Annotated in this window: 17 protein-coding genes and 5 tRNA genes; 19 read left to right on the plus strand and 3 right to left on the minus strand. The window is 55.0% G+C overall.

The annotated features are described in order from the left end of the window. Positions 1-4: 4 nt before the first annotated feature. The 3 genes from DBR02_RS17180 to DBR02_RS17190 form a co-directional block, all read right to left on the minus strand. Positions 5-928 (minus strand): transporter, encoded by a 924-nt coding sequence (locus DBR02_RS17180; RefSeq protein WP_107534938.1) that lies wholly within the window; start codon positions 926-928, stop codon positions 5-7. Positions 929-991: 63 nt separating this feature from the next. Next, on the minus strand, positions 992-2,944 hold the full coding sequence (locus tag DBR02_RS17185; protein ID WP_107534939.1) for an alkyl/aryl-sulfatase: 1,953 nt from the start codon (positions 2,942-2,944) through the stop codon (positions 992-994). Positions 2,945-3,280: 336 nt separating this feature from the next. Further along, the gene (locus DBR02_RS17190) at positions 3,281-3,997 is read right to left on the minus strand and encodes a GntR family transcriptional regulator (protein WP_063866117.1); all 717 of its coding nucleotides are present in this window, start codon (positions 3,995-3,997) and stop codon (positions 3,281-3,283) included. Between the two features lie 175 nt (positions 3,998-4,172). Between DBR02_RS17190 and mngA the strand changes: the two genes are divergently transcribed. The 19 genes from mngA (at position 4,173) to nadA (ending at position 20,218) form a co-directional block, all read left to right on the plus strand. Continuing rightward, positions 4,173-6,089: a PTS 2-O-a-mannosyl-D-glycerate transporter subunit IIABC gene (mngA, locus tag DBR02_RS17195; RefSeq protein ID WP_107535664.1), complete on the plus strand. Its 1,917-nt coding sequence runs from the start codon at positions 4,173-4,175 to the stop codon at positions 6,087-6,089. Positions 6,090-6,112: 23 nt separating this feature from the next. After that, the gene (mngB, locus tag DBR02_RS17200; RefSeq protein ID WP_107534940.1) at positions 6,113-8,749 is read left to right on the plus strand and encodes a mannosylglycerate hydrolase; all 2,637 of its coding nucleotides are present in this window, start codon (positions 6,113-6,115) and stop codon (positions 8,747-8,749) included. 680 nt (positions 8,750-9,429) lie between these two features. Beyond that, entirely contained in the window at positions 9,430-10,998 is a 1,569-nt protein-coding gene (gene cydA / locus DBR02_RS17205) for a cytochrome ubiquinol oxidase subunit I (protein ID WP_063449338.1), read from the plus strand. A 15-nt stretch (positions 10,999-11,013) separates the two neighbouring features. Further along, positions 11,014-12,153: a cytochrome d ubiquinol oxidase subunit II gene (gene cydB, locus DBR02_RS17210; RefSeq protein ID WP_063449337.1), complete on the plus strand. Its 1,140-nt coding sequence runs from the start codon at positions 11,014-11,016 to the stop codon at positions 12,151-12,153. A gap of 14 nt (positions 12,154-12,167) precedes the next feature. After that, positions 12,168-12,281, plus strand: a complete 114-nt coding sequence (cydX, locus tag DBR02_RS17215; protein WP_006177208.1) for a cytochrome bd-I oxidase subunit CydX — start codon at positions 12,168-12,170, stop codon at positions 12,279-12,281. Then, positions 12,281-12,571: a cyd operon protein YbgE gene (gene ybgE, locus DBR02_RS17220; protein ID WP_003858596.1), complete on the plus strand. Its 291-nt coding sequence runs from the start codon at positions 12,281-12,283 to the stop codon at positions 12,569-12,571. Before cydX ends, ybgE begins: the two co-directional genes overlap by 1 nt. A gap of 148 nt (positions 12,572-12,719) precedes the next feature. Then, on the plus strand, positions 12,720-13,124 hold the full coding sequence (ybgC, locus tag DBR02_RS17225) for a tol-pal system-associated acyl-CoA thioesterase (RefSeq protein ID WP_003858593.1): 405 nt from the start codon (positions 12,720-12,722) through the stop codon (positions 13,122-13,124). Further along, positions 13,121-13,813, plus strand: a complete 693-nt coding sequence (tolQ, locus tag DBR02_RS17230) for a Tol-Pal system protein TolQ (RefSeq protein WP_072201887.1) — start codon at positions 13,121-13,123, stop codon at positions 13,811-13,813. Before ybgC ends, tolQ begins: the two co-directional genes overlap by 4 nt. 3 nt (positions 13,814-13,816) lie before the next feature. Next, positions 13,817-14,245 carry a colicin uptake protein TolR gene (gene tolR, locus DBR02_RS17235; RefSeq protein WP_003858589.1) on the plus strand — a complete coding sequence of 143 codons (429 nt, stop codon included), beginning with the start codon at positions 13,817-13,819 and terminating at the stop codon, positions 14,243-14,245. Between the two features lie 28 nt (positions 14,246-14,273). Then, positions 14,274-15,527, plus strand: coding sequence for a cell envelope integrity protein TolA (gene tolA, locus DBR02_RS17240; RefSeq protein ID WP_107534941.1), 1,254 nt, complete (start codon positions 14,274-14,276; stop codon positions 15,525-15,527). A gap of 129 nt (positions 15,528-15,656) precedes the next feature. Then, a complete protein-coding gene (tolB, locus tag DBR02_RS17245; protein ID WP_063866121.1) occupies positions 15,657-16,949 on the plus strand; it encodes a Tol-Pal system beta propeller repeat protein TolB in 1,293 nt (430 codons plus the stop codon). A gap of 34 nt (positions 16,950-16,983) precedes the next feature. Continuing rightward, positions 16,984-17,505, plus strand: a complete 522-nt coding sequence (gene pal / locus DBR02_RS17250; protein ID WP_003858578.1) for a peptidoglycan-associated lipoprotein Pal — start codon at positions 16,984-16,986, stop codon at positions 17,503-17,505. Positions 17,506-17,514: 9 nt separating this feature from the next. Beyond that, a complete protein-coding gene (gene cpoB / locus DBR02_RS17255) occupies positions 17,515-18,303 on the plus strand; it encodes a cell division protein CpoB (protein WP_107534942.1) in 789 nt (262 codons plus the stop codon). 161 nt (positions 18,304-18,464) lie between these two features. Continuing rightward, positions 18,465-18,540 (plus strand) — tRNA-Lys (locus DBR02_RS17260). Between the two features lie 27 nt (positions 18,541-18,567). Further along, positions 18,568-18,643, plus strand: a tRNA-Val gene (locus tag DBR02_RS17265). 3 nt (positions 18,644-18,646) lie between these two features. Then, positions 18,647-18,722, plus strand: a tRNA-Lys gene (locus DBR02_RS17270). 46 nt (positions 18,723-18,768) lie between these two features. After that, a tRNA-Lys gene (locus tag DBR02_RS17275) sits at positions 18,769-18,844 on the plus strand. 23 nt (positions 18,845-18,867) lie between these two features. Further along, positions 18,868-18,943, plus strand: a tRNA-Lys gene (locus tag DBR02_RS17280). Between the two features lie 231 nt (positions 18,944-19,174). Next, positions 19,175-20,218: a quinolinate synthase NadA gene (gene nadA, locus DBR02_RS17285; RefSeq protein ID WP_107534943.1), complete on the plus strand. Its 1,044-nt coding sequence runs from the start codon at positions 19,175-19,177 to the stop codon at positions 20,216-20,218. Positions 20,219-20,229 lie beyond the last annotated feature (11 nt).

Below are 20,229 nucleotides of genomic sequence, written 5' to 3' on the forward strand. Positions count from 1 at the left end.
CTCCTTACCATAGATATTGCAGACGGAATGACCAGGTGGTGACGTCCGGCGAGCCATCCCGCTGATGCGTGGTGTCGGTGTAGGCGATCATCCCCCCAAAACGCGGGCTCAGCATGAAGCCCAGAGAGCCCCCAAGCAGCACGTTCTCCTGCTCGTCGTCCTGCAACGTTCCGTCAACGCGGGTTTCGCCGCCTTTCGTCCAGCTGGAGTCCAGCGAGAGCCAGAGCGCGGGCGAGAGGGTATAGCTCCAGTGGCCCTCGAGGGTGTAGAGCGGGCGCTGTTCCAGGCGGCTGTTTTGCTGGTAGTCGTTATTGTCGGTGAAGAAACTGACCCAGCTGTTGAGCTCCAGCCAGGTCGGACCGAGCGGCACGCCGAACGCCAGCTCGGGCTTAAAGGCCCAGCGGTTCGCGCCGATGTTGATCGCGTTATCGCTGTCATAGTCTCCCGTGGGAAGGGTGAGCCAGAGCGCGCCCGTCAGGAACATCTCCGGCTGCCAGCGCTTAAATTCCTCCACGCTGAGCGCCGGGCCGCCGAACAGGTTATGGGCAAACACCACCTGGGTATCGCCGAGATTTTCATGATTGAGCGAACCGGTAAGGTAGTTGGCATTATCCAGCGAGGCCGTCACGCTGGCGTAGGGCTGGATGACCTGTATCGCTGAAACGCGTCCGTCGATATCGAACGAATGCGCGTAGCGTAAAACGTACACGTCTGCGTCCACGCTGGCGCCATCGGCGGGAAGGTTTCCGTCGAGCGAGGTATTGGTATGAACATTGTTGTAATAGCCGAAGATGAGATTGGTGTCCTTCGGCAGGTTTTGCCAGTCGCGGGCGTTATCGGCCCGCACGTACAGCGGCAACAAAACCAGCAGCAGGCCTGCGATCAGAACGATAATGGCCACCACGAGATGACGTTCAGATTTTTGCATAACATTGTCCCGTTATGTTTTTGCAATAAACGCCCCGACCGCGCGGGCAGGGGCGGGCAAGGGTCAGGGGGTGACGATGTTGAACATCTGCGGGAAGGTATCCAGCAGGTCCAGCAGCTCCTTCAGCTTCTGGGTGCTGCCGTCGACGCTGAGCTCGCCATCAGCGATACTCTTGTCCATCGGCTTCTGGTGGTTTATCAAATGGGACATCCCGGCCACGCTGGTCTTCACGCTGAAGTCAGGGTCGCTGAAGGGGAGATCCTTGTGGTACATGATGACGCTGTTGTTAAGCGCGATCCCCCACTTGTCGCCGTCAGGCAGCGTCCAGTTGAAGCGCAGCTGTTTGCCGTTAGCCTTCGGCCCGTTAAGCGCCACGCCCATATAATCAAGCAGGGCTTCAGGGGCAATGCTGGCGGTGAGATCGCTGTCCATTGTCGACCCGGCCGGGATAACCGGAACGCCTTCACGCAGCTCTTTCGCGCCGCTCAGGTACTCATTGCGCCAGAGCGCGTTCTCGCTCTGCCAGCCGAGCTGGGAGAAGACGTCCGCCTGTAGCGCCTTAGCCTGCTTGTTCTCCGGGTTGGCGAAAATCAGATGGTTAAGAAGCTGTGCGGCCCAGCGATAGTCTCCGCTGTTCACCGCCTGCTGTGCCTGCTGGTAGACCTGCTTCTCGCCGCCCATCAGGTGAATATATTTAGGCGCGGCCTCTTTTTCGGGGAGAGGATTCAGGTTAGCGGGGTTACTGTCGTACCAGCCCATGTAATACATGTACATGCCTTTGGCATTGTGGCTGACCGTGCCGTAGTATCCCTGGTTGGCCCAGTTTTTCGCGAGGCTGTCCGGCAGGCGGATGGTCTCGGCGATTTCATCCATGGTATAGCCCTTGTTGATCAGATTAAGCACCTGATCGTTCAGGTATTTATACATGTCGCGCTGGTCGCCCATGTACTTCCTGATGCGGGCGTTGTCCCACATAGGCCAGAGGTGCTGGCTGATGGTGATTTGCGCTTTATCGCCGTAGGTGACGAGCGCTTTGTCCAGCGCTTTCCACCAGTTCACCGCGCTACGCGCCTTGGCGCCCCGCAGGGTATAGAGGTTGTGCATGCTGGGGTTCAGCAGCTCCGTGGTGTCCAGCACGTTGAACTGCGGGAACCACATCATCATCTCGGACGGCGCCTCCGTACCGGGAACCAGCAGGAACTCTATATCAATACCGTCTATGTTCACCCGGTCGCCGGATTTGTTCACGATATACGTCGGAGCGATTAAGCTGTTTTTGCCGGTTGCCAGCGATTTGCCCATGCCGTTATCCACGTGGCCTTCTGGCCCGGGTTTCAGCATCATGCCGTACATATAGAGCGCCCGGCGGCTCATCGCGTTTCCCGCCAGCAGGTTTTCGCTGGTGGCTTCCTCCATGAATCCATCCGGCGCGTAGATTTTCACCTTGCCGCTCTTCACGTCGCTCTCGGAAACGACGCCCTTCACGCCGCCGAAATGATCGACATGGCTATGCGTATATATGACGGCAACAACAGGCTTTTTCGGACGGTGCTGATAATAAAGCTCAAGCGCCGCACGGGCGGTATCGGTCGCCACCAGCGGATCGATAATAATAATGCCGCTGTCGCCTTCAACAATGGTCATGTTGGAAATATCCAGCCCGCGCACCTGATACATTTTATCGGTGACTTTAAATAACCCCGAAATATTGTTGAGCTGGGCGTGGCGCCATAAAGAAGGGTTAACCGTTGCCGGGGCATCTCCCTTGAGGAAAGACCAGCCGTCAATATTCATTACGGTTTTGCCGCCGTCGGTTTTAATTACCGGCGCGGTGAGCGTGGCGATAAATCCGCGTTTCGCGTCAGCGATACCCTGCTGGTCGGTGAAGTCCAGCGTTTTATAGACGGCGGCATTGCGCTCTTTCGTATAGGCAGAAGGGCTGGGGGCGCTGTCGTTTGCGCTGGCCTGAAAAGCGAACAGCGTGAAAAGACTAACTGCAATCAGAGTCGGTTTCATATCCTGCATCCTTAGGTGATAAATCTCACGCTAAGAGTGCGGCAAAGCAGATTCGGAAAAGACAAATTATATCCGCAGCTACTATAAATCGGCGGAAATAAAAACAAAAGTGGCGGTAATTATTGATTATTTGTATGAGACTGGCGAAACAGCCACCACAAGGGATGCGCGCGCTGATGGTGTCGCGCGTCGAAAAATAAATGTGATGCTCTGCACAGAATTCTATTCATGAAATAAATAGCCGGAAAATGCATTTTTACAATAAACCACGAAATGCAATGGCAAATAATTAAATGTCAGCGATATCCTAACGCGAAGCTATTAGGATATCGCCTCTTAATGATGGCGCCGGGCAATTAAGGTGAAGCGATAGTCGTCGCTTTTAAAGCTGTTGCGGCTGTACTCAAACAGCGTCCCGTCATTAAGAAAGCCGCGGGAGATTTTTTCAAGAATCGGGCGGGAAGGATCGATTCCCAGTGCCTCGATGGTTTCTGGCGTAGGGTTTACCGCGACGATCTCCTGCTCGCTCCGGTCAATGACCATCTTCTTTATCTGCTCAATGTAGTGGTACTTAGAGTTTTCCATCACTTCCCAGGTGAGATCGGGGAAAAGCGCCAGCGGCATCCACGTCTCTTCCAGCGTAACCGGCTTTTGCTTGATAAAGCGGACGCGCTTAACGTGCCAGACCTTATCGCCTTCGGCGAGCGCCATCGTTGCCGCCAGCGCCGCATCGGCTTTAATCACTTCGAACACCCGCACGTCGCTGTGGGTTTCCACGCGTCTGTCCGCCAGCTTTTCGTAAAAGCTGGTGAGCTGGTAGATGTCGTAATTAACCCGTTCCTCTTTAACGTAGGTGCCGCTGCCCTGAACGCTCTCCACGATGCCCTGCTCGGTCAACAGCTTCAGGGCCTGCCGAACGGTTACGCGGCTCACGCCGTAGGTGGCCTGGAGCGCGGATTCGGTCGGCAGCGCGTCCCCGGCGGCCAGCACGCCCTGCTGGATCTGATCCCGCAGGGTATCCGCGATCTGACGATATTTCGGTTTTCCGCTCATGCACGCCCGTTGTCTTGTTTCGTTAATACCATTGATGACGATTATGCCTCGGCGGATGAAATTGTAAATAATACAAATTAAATACAAATAATCGCTAAACATGAAAATGATCACATAATCGTCTTATTTGCTCTGCGATACTCTCGCCAGTCTGTTTACGGGAGTAACCATAATGATGAACCTGACGGCGTTAACGCATCCAGATGCGCTCTGCCTGAACGCGCGATTCCGCAGTCGCGATGAGGCCATAGACGCGCTGGCCGGCAGGCTGGCCCGGTGTGGCGCAGTCTCCGATCTGGCGCTTTTTTTGCGTGATGTCCACCAGCGTGAGGCCCAGGGGCCGACGGCGCTGGGGGAGGGGCTTGCCGTTCCGCACGGGAAATCGGTGGCCGTGAGCAGGGCTGCGTTTGCCGTGGCGACGCTCGCCGATCCGCTGGAGTGGGAGGGGGTGGATGGCCCCGAACGCGTGGAGCTGATTTTTCTGCTCGCCATCCCGCCAGCCGAAGCGGGATCGACGCATATGCAGCTATTAACCACGCTCACCACCCGTCTGGCGGACGATGCGCTTCGCGCGCGCGTCATGAGCGCCACCACCGCGGACGTGCTGCTTGCTGCCCTGGACGATGCGCCGCAGCCAGAGGAAAGCGCGCGTTTGGCCGACGCCCCGACGGTTGTCTGCGTAACCGCCTGTCCGGCCGGGATCGCCCATACCTATATGGCCGCAGAATATCTCGAAAAAGCGGGACGTAAGCTCGGCGTCAATGTGGTGGTCGAGAAGCAGGGGGCGAACGGCGTTGAGGGGCGCATTACCGCTCAGCAGCTGCGGGAAGCCAAAGCGTGTATCTTCGCGGCGGAAGTGGCGATCAAAGAGAGCGAACGCTTTCAGGGGATCCCCACCATTTCTGTACCCGTAGCTGAACCCTTGCGCCATGCGGAAGCGCTCATTGAGCGCTCGCTGGCGCTAGAGCCAGAATCCGATGCGCGCCCTGCGCATGTCGACACAGACACCAAAAAGCGCGTTAAAACCGAACTTAAGCAGGCGCTTCTTAGCGGCATCTCCTTTGCGGTGCCGCTGATTGTCGCTGGCGGCACGGTGCTGGCCGTGTCGGTACTGCTGGCGCAAATCCTGGGCTTGCAGCATCTGTTCGATCAGGAAAACTCGTGGCTGTGGATGTACCGCAAACTGGGCGGCGGGATGCTCGGTATTCTGATGGTTCCTGTTCTCGCGGCCTATACCGCTTACTCGCTGGCGGATAAACCTGCGCTTACGCCAGGTTTTGCTGCGGGTCTGGCCGCCAATATGATTGGTTCCGGTTTTCTGGGGGCCATCGTCGGCGGGCTGATTGCGGGTTACCTGATGCGCTGGGTGAAAAACCACATCCGGCTGAGCAGCCGCTACAACGGCTTTCTGACCTTTTATCTCTATCCGGTGATGGGCGTGCTGGGTGCAGGCAGCCTGATGCTGTTTGTAATTGGCGAACCGGTGGCCTGGATCAATAACGCCCTGACTGCCTGGCTTAACGGGCTGTCCGGCGCGAACGCGCTGCTTCTGGGTGCGATTCTGGGCTTTATGTGCTCGTTCGATCTGGGCGGCCCGGTCAACAAAGCCTCTTACGCGTTCTGCCTGGGGGCGATGGCCAACGGCGTCTACGGTCCTTATGCGATCTTTGCCTCCGTCAAAATGGTATCGGCCTTTACCGTGACGGCGTCAACGATGCTGGCCCCGAGCCTGTTTAAACAGTTCGAAATTGAGACCGGCAAATCCACCTGGCTGCTGGGGCTGGCGGGCATCACCGAGGGGGCAATTCCGATGGCTATCGAGGATCCGCTGCGGGTCATCGGCTCATTCGTTCTGGGATCAATGGCGACCGGCGCGATTGTCGGGGCGATGGGCATTGGGCTTTCCACGCCGGGAGCGGGCATTTTCTCGCTCTTCTTACTGCATGATGCCGGGCTGGGTGGCGTGATGGCCGCTGCGGGCTGGTTTGGCGCCGCGCTGGTTGGCGCCGCCATCTCTACGCTCATGTTACTGCTCTGGCGACGTCACGCCGTGAAGCGCGGCACCTACGTGACTGAAGACATTACATCCTAAACACGCACCGACAGGAAACGAAGATGAAAGCTGTATCTCGCGTTCATATCACGCCACATATGCACTGGGACCGTGAGTGGTACTTCACCACCGAAGCGTCACGTATTCTTCTGGTCAATAATATGGAAGAGATCCTCACCCGTCTTGAACAGGATGCAGAGTACAAATACTACGTCCTCGACGGCCAGACGGCGGTGCTGGAAGATTATTTTGCCGTGAAGCCGGAAAGCAGGCCACGCGTGAAAGCGCTGGTGGAGGCCGGGAAGCTGATCGTGGGTCCGTGGTATACCCAGACGGATACCACCCTTGTCTCCGGCGAGTCGATTGTCCGCAATCTGATGTACGGCATGCGCGACTGCATGGCCTTTGGCGAGCCGATGAAAATTGGCTATCTGCCGGACTCCTTCGGCATGTCTTCCCAGCTGCCGCACATTTATAACGGTTTTGGCATCACGCGCACCATGTTCTGGCGCGGGTGCTCCGAGCGGCACGGTACCGATAAAACCGAATTTCTCTGGCAAAGCCAGGACGGCAGCGAAGTGACGGCACAGGTGCTGCCCTTGGGCTACGCGATTGGTAAGTACTTACCGGAGGATGAAGACGGGCTGCGGAAACGGCTCGACGCCTGGTTAGAGGTGCTCGAAAAAGCCTCCGTGACGAAAGAAATTTTGCTGCCTAACGGCCACGACCAGATGCCGCTCCAGCAGAACATTTTTGCGGTGATGGATAAGCTTCGCGAAATCTATCCGCAGCGTCAGTTTGTGATGAGCCGCTTCGAGGAGGTATTTGACCACATCGACGCGCACCGCGATGAACTGGCAACCCTGAAAGGGGAGTTTATTGACGGTAAATACATGCGGGTGCACCGGACCATCGGCTCCACGCGGATGGACATCAAAATCGCCCACGCCCGGATAGAAAACAAAATCGTCAACGTTCTTGAGCCGCTGGCCACGCTTGCCTGGACGCTGGGCTTTGAGTATCACCACGGCCTGCTGGAAAAAATGTGGAAAGAGATCCTCAAGAATCACGCCCACGACAGTATCGGCTGCTGCTGTAGTGACAAAGTGCATCGCGAGGTGATGTCCCGCTTCGAGCTGGCGGAAGACATGGCCGATAACCTGACGTGCTTCTATATGCGCAAGATTGTCGACAACATGCCGCAAAGCGATGAAGACAAACTGGTGATGTTTAACCTGACGCCCTGGCCGCGCGAGGAAGTGATTAACACCACGATACGTCTGCGCGCCAGCCAGTTCCGCCTGCTGGACGATAAGGGGAATGACATTCCTTATTACCTCCGCAGCGCGCGCGAGATCGACCCCGGGCTGATTGACCGGCAGATTGTGCATTACGGCAACTATGAGCCCTTTATGGAGTTAGACATCCAGCTCAACCAGATCCTGCCATCAATGGGCTACCGCACGCTGTTTATCGAGCCGCACGTGGCCGGCAAGCTGCTGGCGCCAGTAAATGCGTCGGCGGCGCTGCTGGAAAATGCGTTCTGGGAAATAACGTTAAATGAAGACGGGTCGCTGCGCCTGCGCGACAAAGAGTCCGGGCTGATTTATGACCGCGCGCTGGAAATAGAAGAGAGCTCGGATGATGGCGACGAGTACGACTACTCGCCCTCTCGGGAAGAGTGGCGGCTCACTTCCGCGCAGGGCGAGCACGACGTTGAGGTGATCCACGAGGCCTGGCAGAGCAGGGCGGTGATCCGCCATCGCATGGCCGTGCCGGCGAATCTCGCCGAACGTTCTGCGCGTCAGCAGACGGGGATGCTTGAGGCAGAACTGACGGTCACGCTCGGCCATAACAGCCGGCGTATCGACGTTGAGGCGCGCCTCGGCAATCACGCGGATGACCATCGCGTGCGGGTGCTGATCCCGACGCCGTTCACCACGGAGGCGGTATTAGCCGATACCCAGTTCGGTTCGCTGACGCGCCCCGTACGGGATGAAGCGATGGCGAACTGGCAGGAGGAGGGATGGAAGGAAGCGCCGCTGCCGGTGTGGAACCTGCTCAACTACGCGGTGCTCCAGGAACGGCGTAACGGGATGGCGCTGTTCACCGAAGGGTTGCGCGAATTTGAGGTGACCGGCGAGCATCAAAAAACATTTGCCCTGACGTTGCTTCGCGGCGTGGGGCTGCTTGGAAAAGAGGATTTACTTTTGCGCCCGGGCAGGCCGTCCGGGATCAAAATGCCGGTGCCGGATTCGCAGGTACGGGGCCAGCTACGCTGTCGCTTCAGCCTGTTCACGTTTACCGGCACGCCCGTGAGTGCCGGCGTTGCGCAGCAGGCGAAGTCGTGGCTAACGCCGGTGCACTGCTATAACAAAATCCCCTGGGACGCAATGAAGCTTAACCGCACCGCCTTCACCACGCCCGGCAGCTACAGTCTGCTAACGCTTTCGCCAAACGGATGCGTGCTCAGCGCGCTGAAGAAAGCAGAAGATCGTGACGAGATGATAGTGCGTCTCTACAACCCGTCCGAAACGCAATCCTGCGACGTCGCCCTGTCAGTGAACCGCGTGGTGCTGGCCTGTTGCGAAACGAACATGAATGAGTTGCCCGACGCGGCAGGGGAGGAGAGTGCGGGCATTTCTGGTCCGTTCCGTCCGTGCCAGTCCCGAACCTTTAGCGTCAGGATAGAGAGGTAATACCTGGCTTAACAAAAGGCCGCAGGGGGTGCGGCCTTTTTTTTCATTAAAAAGTCACACAGGGGTGTTAATTTTAATGCTGCTAAAGGTGAATAAAATGTAATCATTTATTCTGATGGCAAAGTAATAAAAAAATACTGTGAAGCGGATAACAGAATATGTTTCGTCGTCCATAAAATACGATTTTCCTGTCGCGTTAATAAAAATCACAACTGTTTATATTCTCTTCTGCCTTTTATAACGCTGCGCGCCTAAAAATATACATGTCATTAACAAGGTCTTTACTATGCATACCACAAAGAAACATCGTTAACAGATGCCGGCGTTTTTGATTTAAATCAATGTTTAATGCTTGGAAAAAGGCTCCAAAAGGCGTTAAATTGTTCCCGATCAAAATGGCCGAAAAGTGGTAATTTTGCTATAAATTGATCGCCGTCGAAAAACGTAAATCTGTTCGAATAAAAACCTGTTTATTGTAAGGGTTTTGCAGCGTATTATATTTACGGGATCAATTTGGTTTTTTCTTAACGTATTTGTAACCTTTCATCGTTGCTTTTTCCCCCTCCGGAGAATAAGCAACGAAGAAGGGACGCAGATAACTTTGTATTGGGGCATGCGTGTGGATCCTTATCTAACGGGGTTCACTCTCGGAGTCTTCATGCGATGAGCAAGGAGTCATAATGTTAGACGTAGTCGAACTGTCGCGCTTACAGTTTGCCTTGACCGCGATGTACCACTTCCTGTTTGTGCCGCTGACGCTGGGTATGGCGTTCCTGCTGGCGATCATGGAAACGGTTTACGTCCTCTCCGGCAAACAGATTTATAAAGATATGACCAAGTTCTGGGGCAAGTTGTTTGGCATCAACTTTGCGCTGGGCGTGGCAACCGGTCTGACCATGGAGTTCCAGTTCGGGACTAACTGGTCTTACTATTCCCACTACGTTGGGGATATTTTTGGTGCGCCGCTGGCCATTGAAGGTCTGATGGCCTTCTTCCTCGAATCCACCTTTGTAGGTCTGTTCTTCTTCGGTTGGGACCGTCTGGGTAAAGTCCAGCATATGGCGGTAACCTGGCTGGTGGCATTAGGCTCCAACCTGTCCGCGCTGTGGATCCTGGTGGCGAACGGCTGGATGCAAAACCCCATCGCGTCTGATTTCAACTTCGAAACCATGCGTATGGAGATGGTCAGCTTCGCTGAACTCGTCCTGAACCCGGTTGCTCAGGTGAAATTCGTCCACACCGTGGCGTCTGGCTACGTCTGCGGCGCGATGTTCGTGCTGGGAATCAGCTCCTACTATATGCTGCGCGGTCGTGACTTCGCGTTTGCGAAACGCTCCTTTGCTATCGCAGCAAGCTTCGGCATGGCGGCGATTCTGTCCGTTATTGTTCTGGGTGATGAATCCGGTTACGAAATGGGCGACGTGCAGAAAACCAAGCTGGCCGCGATTGAAGCGGAATGGGAAACCCAGCCGGCGCCTGCCGCGTTTACCCTGTTCGGCGTGCCTGACCAGGATGCGCAGGAAAACCGCTTCGCCATTCAAATTCCTTACGCTCTGGGTATTATCGCCACGCGCTCCGTCGACAAACAGGTCACTGGCCTGAAAGATCTGATGGTGCAGCATGAAGAGCGTATCCGTAACGGGATGAAAGCCTACTCGCTGCTGGAACAGCTGCGCGCCGGTTCTACCGACCAGGCCGTTCGCGATCGCTTTAACGACGTGAAAAAAGACCTGGGCTACGGCCTGCTGCTGAAACGCTATACCCCGAACGTCTCCGACGCGACGGAAGAGCAGATTCAGATGGCAACCAAAGACTCCATTCCACGCGTTGCGCCGCTGTACTTTGCGTTCCGCATCATGGTCGGTTGCGGCATTATTATGCTGCTGATCATCGCGGCCTCGTTCTGGTCCGTCATTCGTAACCGCATCGGCGAGAAAAAATGGCTGCTGCGCACCGCGCTGTACGGTATTCCACTGCCGTGGATCGCAATCGAGTCCGGCTGGTTTGTTGCGGAGTATGGCCGTCAGCCGTGGGCGATCGGTGAGGTGCTGCCAACCGCGGTAGCGAACTCCTCCCTGACCGCAGGCGACCTGATTTTCTCCATGCTGCTCATTTGCGGTCTGTACACCCTGTTCCTGGTGGCTGAACTGTTCCTGATGTTCAAGTTCGCGCGCCTTGGCCCAAGCAGCCTGAAAACCGGTCGCTACCACTACGAGCAGTCTGCTGTGACTACTCAGCCGGCACGCTAAGACAGGAGTCATCAAATGATCGATTATGAAGTATTGCGTTTTGTCTGGTGGCTGCTGATCGGCGTTCTGCTGATTGGATTTGCGGTCACCGATGGTTTCGACATGGGCGTGGGCATGCTCACCCGTTTCCTCGGTCGTAATGACACCGAACGTCGAATCATGATTAACTCCATCGCCCCGCACTGGGACGGTAACCAGGTGTGGCTGATCACCGCAGGCGGCGCGCTGTTCGCTGCCTGGCCGATGGTCTACGCGGCTGCGTTCTCCGGCTTCTATGTGGCGATGATTCTGGTGCTGGCCTCTTTATTCTTCCGTCCGGTGGGTTTTGACTACCGTTCCAAGATTGAAGACACCCGCTGGCGTAACATGTGGGACTGGGGCATCTTCATTGGTAGCTTCGTTCCACCGCTGGTCATTGGTGTGGCGTTCGGTAACCTGTTGCAGGGCGTACCGTTCCACGTCGACGAATATATGCGTCTGTTCTACACCGGTAACTTCTTCCAGCTGCTGAATCCGTTTGGTCTGCTGGCGGGCGTGGTGAGCGTGGCGATGATTATCACCCAGGGCGCAACCTACCTTCAGATGCGTACCGTGGGTGAACTGCACCTGCGTTCCCGCGCAACCGCTCAGGTTGCAGCGCTGGTGACGCTGGTCTGCTTCGCTCTGGCAGGCGTATGGGTGGTTTACGGTATTGATGGTTACGTGGTGACCTCCGCGATCAACCATACTGCACCGTCTAACCCGCTGACCAAAGAAGTGGCGCGTCAGGCCGGTGCATGGCTGGTGAACTTCAACACTACCCCTGCGCTGTGGGCTATCCCGGCTCTGGGTGTGCTGCTGCCGCTGCTGACCGTGCTGACGTCTCGTCTGGAGAAAGGCGCTCTGGCGTTCGTGTTCTCCTCCCTGACGCTGGCGTGCATCATCCTGACCGCGGGTATTGCGATGTTCCCATTCGTGATGCCGTCCAGCACCATGATGAATGCTAGCCTGACCATGTGGGATGCAACCTCCAGCCAGCTGACGCTGAACCTGATGACGTATGTTGCTTGCGTATTCGTACCGATTATCCTGCTCTACACCAGCTGGTGTTACTGGAAAATGTTCGGTCGTATTACCAAAGAACATATTGAAAGCAACACCCACTCTATGTACTAAGTAAGGAGCTGAATATGTGGTATTTCGCATGGATTTTAGGGACGCTTCTTGCCTGTGCATTTGGTGTCATCACTGCCCTGGCGCTTGAGCATGTTGAAGCGTCCAAAGCAGGTGAAGAAAAGCACTAATGAACATTATCGCAACGTTATATGCGGTAATGGATAAGCGCCCCCTGAGGGCGCTTTCCCTCATTATGGCATTACTGCTGGCGGGCTGTATTTTCTGGGACCCGTCGCGCTTCGCGGCAAAAACCAGCGAGCTTGAGATCTGGCACGGCTTCCTGATTATGTGGGCGGTGTGTGCAGGGGTCATTCACGGCGTTGGCTTTCGTCCGAAAGCGCTTCACTGGCAGGGCATCTTCTGCCCGCTGATTGCCGATCTGGTACTCCTCGCCGGTTTGATTTTCTTCTTCTTCTGAATAAGAAATGTCCGTTAACGATATGGGCTTACCCGAGCCCATAAAAATTTACTCTCCGTTTACTTTCCCCCATTCCAAACCATCATTCCCGCGCGTATAGTAGCGAAGTTTGAAAGCTCCAACTTTTCTTGTATTACCGGGATGTAAAGTGAATACAACGCTGTTTCGATGGCCGGTACGTGTCTACTACGAAGATACCGATGCCGGTGGTGTGGTCTACCACGCCAGCTACGTTGCTTTTTATGAACGGGCACGCACAGAGATGCTGCGCCATCATCACTTTAGTCAACAGGTGCTGTTGGCTGAGCGAGTTGCCTTCGTGGTACGCAAGATGACGCTTGAGTATTTTGCGCCTGCCAGACTCGACGATATGCTCGAAGTCCAAACAGAAATTACATCAATGCGCGGAACTTCACTGGTTTTCACGCAGCGGATAGTCAATGCAGAGAACACGGTACTGAACTCAGCTGAAGTCCTGATTGTCTGTGTTGATCCAACCATAATGAAGCCTCGTGCGCTTCCTAAGTCTATTGTCGCGGAGTTTAAGCAGTGACTGACATGAATATCCTTGATTTGTTCCTGAAGGCAAGCCTTCTGGTTAAACTTATCATGTTGATTTTGATTGGTTTTTCAATCGCATCCTGGGCCATCATCATCCAGAGAACGCGTATCCTCAATGCCGCTGGCCGCGAAGCCGAAGCGTTTGAAGATAAGTTCTGGTCGGGTATCGAGCTTTCTCGTCTGTATCAGGAAAGCCAGGGACGCCGTGATAGCCTTTCAGGCTCCGAACAAATTTTCTATAGTGGTTTCAAAGAGTTCGCTCGCTTACACCGTGCTAACAGCCATGCGCCGGAAGCCGTAGTAGAAGGTGCGTCGCGTGCGATGCGCATCTCCATGAACCGCGAACTGGAAAATCTTGAAACGCATATCCCGTTCCTCGGCACCGTGGGTTCCATCAGCCCGTATATCGGCCTGTTTGGTACGGTGTGGGGGATCATGCACGCCTTTATCGCGCTGGGCGCGGTAAAGCAGGCGACGTTGCAGATGGTTGCACCGGGTATCGCAGAAGCACTGATCGCGACCGCAATCGGTCTGTTCGCCGCAATTCCGGCGGTGATGGCGTACAACCGTCTGAACCAGCGCGTGAACAAACTGGAACTGAACTACGACAACTTTATGGAAGAGTTCACCGCGATTCTGCATCGTCAGGCGTTTACCAGCACCGAGAGCAACAAGGGGTAAACCATGGCCAGATCGCGTGGACGAGGTCGTCGCGAGCTCAAGTCCGAAATCAATATCGTTCCGTTACTGGACGTGCTGCTGGTGCTGCTGCTGATCTTTATGGCGACAGCGCCCATCATCACCCAGAGCGTGGAAGTTGATCTGCCGGATGCGACAGAATCACAGGCGGTAAGCACCAATGACGATCCTCCGGTCATCATTGAGGTTTCCGGCGTAGGGCAGTACAGCGTGGTGGTGGAGAAAGATCGTATGGATCAGCTCCCGCCAGAGCAGGTTATTGCTGAAGCGCAACGACGCCTGGAGTCAAATCCGAAGACGGTCTTCTTAATCGGTGGTGCGAAAGACGTACCATATGATGAAATTATCAAAGCGCTGAACTTGCTACATAGCGCGGGCGTTAAGTCAGTTGGCTTAATGACTCAGCCTATTTGATCATCTGCGTAGTTTTTGGGAACCGATAGTGTCAAAGGCAACCGAACAGAACGACAAGCTTAAGCGAGCGATAATCGTCTCCGCAGTGCTGCACGTGATTCTTTTTGCAGCGCTGATCTGGAGTTCGTTCGATGAGCACATTGATGCATCGGGCGGTGGTGGAGGCTCATCCATCGACGCCGTCATGGTAGATCCCGGTGCGGTAGTGCAGAACTATAATCGTCAGCAACAGCAGCAGGCGAGCGCAAAGCGCGCGGAAGAACAGCGTGAAAAACAGGCGCAACAGCAGGCGGAAGAGCTGCGTGAAAAGCAGGCCGCCGAGCAGGAACGTCTGAAGCAGCTTGAGAAAGAACGTTTGCAGGCGCAGGAAGCGGCGAAAGAGCAGGCGGAGCAGCAGAAACAGGCTGAAGCCGCAGCGAAGCAAGCCCAGGAACAGCAGAAGCAGGCGGAAGAGGCGGCAGCCAAAGCCGCAGCAGACGCGAAGGCGAAGGCAGATGCTCAGGCTAAGTTAGCCGCAGACGCGGCGAAGAAAGCGGCTGCTGATGCTCAGAAGAAAGCGGAAGCGGAAGCGGTGAAGAAAGCGGCTGCTGACGCGAAGAAGAAAGCGGAAGCGGAAGCGGCGAAAAAAGCGGCTGCCGACGCACAGAAGAAAGCCGAAGCGGAAGCCGCGAAGAAAGCTGCGCAGGAAGCCGAGAAGAAAGCGGCTGCTGATGCTGCGAAAAAAGCGGCCGCCGCCGAGAAAGCTGCGGCAGAAAAAGCCGCCGCTGCGGAAAAAGCTGCCGCTGACAAAAAAGCAGCCGCTGAGAAAGCCGCTGCCGATAAAAAAGCGGCTGCCGAAAAAGCCGCGGCTAAAAAGGCCGCAGCCGCTGAGAAAGCTGCCGCTGCCGCCGGTGTAGACGACCTGTTGGGTGACCTGAGCTCCGGTAAGAATGCACCGAAAACGGGCGGTGGGGCCAAAGGAAATGGACAGCCGTCAAAAGACAGCGGTACCTCCGGAGCCAACGGTGGGGCAACAGGTGCAGATATCAGCGCTTATGCCAAGCAGATCCAGGTTGCGATTCAGAGCCGACTCTTTGATGCAGGCCTGTATCAGGGCAAGCAGTGCGTACTGCACATCAATCTTGCGCCAGACGGCAGGTTGAAAAGCGTGACGTCTGAAGGGGGCGATCCTGCGCTCTGTCAGGCTGCACTGGCCGCAGCCAGATCGGCGAACATTCCTAAACCGCCTAGCGAGGCTGTTTATGAAAAGATAAAAGATGCCAAACTGGACTTTAAGCTGTAATCAACTCTTCTAACGGAAGTCTGAAAAACAGTCTATGGTCGTAAACAGGATAAGTAGTTTTGTCTATTTGGGTTTGTTAACATTCTGCTAAATTATCGTGGGTAAGGTTACCCAGATAAGGGAGATATGATGAAGCAGGCATTACGTGTAGCAGTTAGTTTTTTAATGCTGTGGGCAGCTGTACTGCACGCAGAAGTACGCATTGAGATCACCCAGGGGGTGGACTCAGCGCGTCCAATCGGTGTCGTTCCGTTCCAGTGGGCAGGCCCGGGCGCTGCGCCTGAAGATATTGGCGGCATTGTTGCAGCTGACCTGCGTAACAGCGGTAAATTTAACCCGTTAGATCGTTCTCGTCTGCCGCAGCAGCCGGGTACTGCGCAGGACGTTCAGCCTGCTGCGTGGTCTGCGCTGGGTATTGATGCGGTAGTTGTCGGCCAGGTTACGCCTGCACCAGACGGCGGCTATAACGTTGCGTATCAGCTGGTGGATACCGGCGGTGCACCGGGCACCGTTCTGGCTCAAAACACCTATAAAGTGAACAAGCAGTGGCTGCGTTATGCAGGCCACACGGCGAGTGACGAAGTGTTTGAGAAGCTGACCGGGATTAAAGGTGCGTTCCGTACCCGTATCGCGTACGTTGTGCAGACCAACGGCGGCCAGTTCCCTTATGAGCTGCGCGTCTCTGACTACGATGGTTACAACCAGTTCACCGTACACCGTTCTCCGCAGCCGCTGATGTCTCCGGCATGGTCTCCAGACGGCTCCAAGCTGGCGTACGTGACCTTCGAGAGCGGCCGTTCCGCGCTGGTTATCCAGACGCTGTCTAATGGTGCCGTGCGTCAGGTTGCGTCATTCCCGCGTCACAACGGTGCGCCTGCGTTCTCTCCGGACGGGACTAAACTGGCGTTTGCCCTGTCTAAAACCGGTAGCCTGAACCTGTACGTCATGGACATTGGCTCTGGCCAGATCCGCCAGGTAACCGATGGTCGTAGCAACAACACGGAGCCAACCTGGTTCCCGGACAGCCAGAATCTGGCCTTTACGTCTGACCAGGCCGGTCGTCCACAAGTTTATAAAATGAATATCAACGGCGGAGCAGCGCAGCGCATTACCTGGGAAGGTTCTCAGAACCAGGATGCTGACGTCAGTGCCGATGGTAAAACAATGGTAATGGTCAGCACTGCGGGTGGTCAGCAGCACATTGCCAAACAAGATCTGGTAACGGGAGGCGTACAAATACTGTCGTCAACGTTCCTGGATGAAACGCCAAGTCTGGCACCTAACGGCACCATGGTAATCTACAGCTCTTCTCAGGGGATGGGATCCGTGCTGAATCTGGTTTCTACAGATGGGCGTTTCAAAGCGCGTCTTCCGGCAACTGATGGACAGGTAAAATCACCTGCCTGGTCGCCGTATCTGTAATAATAATTAATTGATTACTAAAGGAATCTTAGAAATGCAACTGAACAAAGTGCTGAAGGGGCTGATGATCGCTCTGCCTGTAATGGCAATCGCAGCGTGTTCTTCTAACAAGAACGCAAGCAATGACCAGAGCGGCGAAGGCATGATGGGTGCCGGCACCGGTATGGACGCTAACGGCAATGGCAATATGTCTTCTGAAGAGCAAGCGCGTCTTCAGATGCAGCAGTTACAGCAGAACAACATCGTTTACTTCGATCTGGATAAATACGACATCCGTTCTGACTTCGCTGCAATGCTGGATGCGCACGCAAACTTCCTGCGTAGCAACCCGTCTTACAAAGTCACCGTAGAAGGTCATGCGGACGAACGTGGTACCCCAGAGTACAACATCTCCCTGGGTGAACGTCGTGCAAACGCTGTTAAAATGTACCTCCAGGGTAAAGGCGTTTCTGCTGACCAGATCTCCATCGTTTCTTACGGTAAAGAAAAACCAGCAGTACTGGGTCACGACGAAGCGGCTTACTCCAAAAACCGTCGTGCCGTACTCGTTTACTAAGAGAATTGCATGAGCAGTAACTTCAGACATCATCTGATGAGTCTGTCGTTACTGGTTGGAATAGCGGCCCCCTGGGCCGCTTTTGCTCAGGCACCAATCAGTAGTGTCGGCTCAGGCTCGGTAGAAGACCGGGTCACTCAGCTCGAGCGTATTTCTAACGCTCACAGTCAGCTTTTAACTCAACTCCAGCAGCAACTTTCCGACAACCAGAACGATATCGATTCCCTTCGTGGTCAGATCCAGGAGAGTCAGTATCAGCTTAATCAGGTTGTGGAGCGCCAGAAGCAAATTTTGTCGCAGATGGATAGCCTGAGCAGCGGCGGTGCGGCTGCACAGCCCGCAGCAGGCGATCAAAGCGGTGCGGCGACGCCTGCACCTGCGGAAGATGCCTCAGCGTCGTCTGGAGCGCCTGTACAGAGCGGTGACGCGAATACGGACTATAACGCGGCCATTGCCCTGGTGCAGGACAAATCGCGCCAGGACGATGCTATCGTTGCGTTTCAGAACTTCGTGAAGAAGTACCCTGATTCCACTTACCAGCCCAATGCGAACTACTGGCTGGGTCAGTTGAATTACAACAAGGGTAAAAAGGATGATGCGGCGTTTTATTTTGCCTCTGTGGTGAAAAATTACCCGAAATCACCGAAAGCGCCGGATGCGATGTTTAAAGTTGGCGTGATCATGCAGGACAAAGGCGACACGGCTAAAGCCAAAGCGGTTTATCAGCAGGTGGTTGCTAAATTCCCGGGCACCGACGGCGCTAAACAAGCGCAAAAACGTTTAAGTTCGATGGGTTGATTACCGCATGACCAGAAATCGCGTTATTTCTGGTCGTGCAGCATGATTCCTAAGCAGTTAAGTGATCTTCATCGAAATTTTTGTTGCGCAGAATTCTTAAATCAGTAATATATGCCGCCGTTGCCACGGGATATCAAACAACGTGAAAGCAGCGCAAAAGTGGGTCGTTAGCTCAGTTGGTAGAGCAGTTGACTTTTAATCAATTGGTCGCAGGTTCGAATCCTGCACGACCCACCACTTAAAGCAGTTCCGGCAGTACAGAGTGGGTGATTAGCTCAGTTGGTAGAGCATCTCCTTTACACGGAGGGGGTCGGCGGTTCGAGCCCGTCATCACCCACCACTCGGGTCGTTAGCTCAGTTGGTAGAGCAGTTGACTTTTAATCAATTGGTCGCAGGTTCGAATCCTGCACGACCCACCACTTTCTAGTGGTACCGAGTAAAAATCTTCGAAGTCAGCACCCGAATGGGTCGTTAGCTCAGTTGGTAGAGCAGTTGACTTTTAATCAATTGGTCGCAGGTTCGAATCCTGCACGACCCACCACTTCGAAGAAAAAATCCCGTAAGGGGTCGTTAGCTCAGTTGGTAGAGCAGTTGACTTTTAATCAATTGGTCGCAGGTTCGAATCCTGCACGACCCACCAATGTAAAAAGGCGCCCTAAAGGCGCCTTTTTGCTATCTGTCGTTCCCCAGTGCTTTGTAGGTCGGGTAAGGCGAAGCCGCCACCCGACAAATGCTGCCGGCACCAATTCCCGATGACATTCCACCTGATATTCGCTATCTTGTTTAGTATATAAAACACCATTGCCGTCATTTTTGCTACCTACCGCAAAACAAAGGCAATATTGTTAAGCCAGTAAAACGAGAAGCCATAATGAGTGTGATGTTTGATCCCGAAGCCGCAATTTATCCCTTCCCGCCGAAGCCAGCGCCGCTAAGCCGGGATGAGAAGCAGTTCTATCGTGAGAAAATTAAGCGCCTTCTTAAAGCGCGTGATGCGGTGATGGTGGCGCATTACTACACTGACCCGGAAATTCAGCAGCTGGCAGAAGAGACGGGCGGCTGTATCTCAGACTCGCTGGAGATGGCGCGTTTCGGCGCTAAACATCCTGCCTCTACGCTTCTCGTTGCGGGCGTTCGTTTTATGGGCGAAACGGCAAAAATCCTCAGCCCGGAAAAAACGATTCTGATGCCGACGCTGAATGCCGAATGCTCCCTCGATCTCGGCTGCCCGATTGATGAGTTCACCGCCTTCTGTGATGCTCACCCTGACCGTACCGTCGTGGTCTACGCCAACACCTCCGCTGCCGTCAAAGCCCGGGCAGACTGGGTAGTGACGTCCAGTATCGCCGTTGAGCTGATTGAACATCTGGACAGCATGGGTGAAAAAATCATCTGGGCGCCCGATCGCCATCTGGGAAACTACGTGCAAAAACAGACCGGTGCGGATGTGCTGTGCTGGCAGGGTGCCTGTATCGTCCACGATGAGTTCAAGACCCAGGCGCTGACCCGGATGAAAGCCTTATACCCGCAGGCCGCGATTCTGGTGCACCCGGAATCCCCGCAGTCGATCGTCGACATGGCGGACGCCGTCGGCTCAACCAGCCAGTTAATTAACGCGGCAAAAACGCTGCCACACAAGCAGCTCATCGTGGCGACCGATCGCGGTATCTTCTACAAAATGCAGCAGGCCGTGCCGGAAAAAGAGCTGCTTGAAGCGCCAACCGCTGGAGAAGGGGCGACCTGCCGTAGCTGCGCGCACTGCCCGTGGATGGCGATGAATGGCCTCAAAGCCATTGCGGAGGGGCTGGAGAACGGTGGCGCTGCGCATGAGATCCACCTGGATGCTGCCCTGCGTGAAGGCGCGTTAATTCCGCTTAACCGCATGCTGGATTTTGCGGCTACACTACGTACTTAACTTATTACGCC

It is taken from the genome of Enterobacter cloacae complex sp. (assembly GCF_900322725.1).
GTDB classification, from domain to species: domain Bacteria; phylum Pseudomonadota; class Gammaproteobacteria; order Enterobacterales; family Enterobacteriaceae; genus Enterobacter; species Enterobacter quasihormaechei.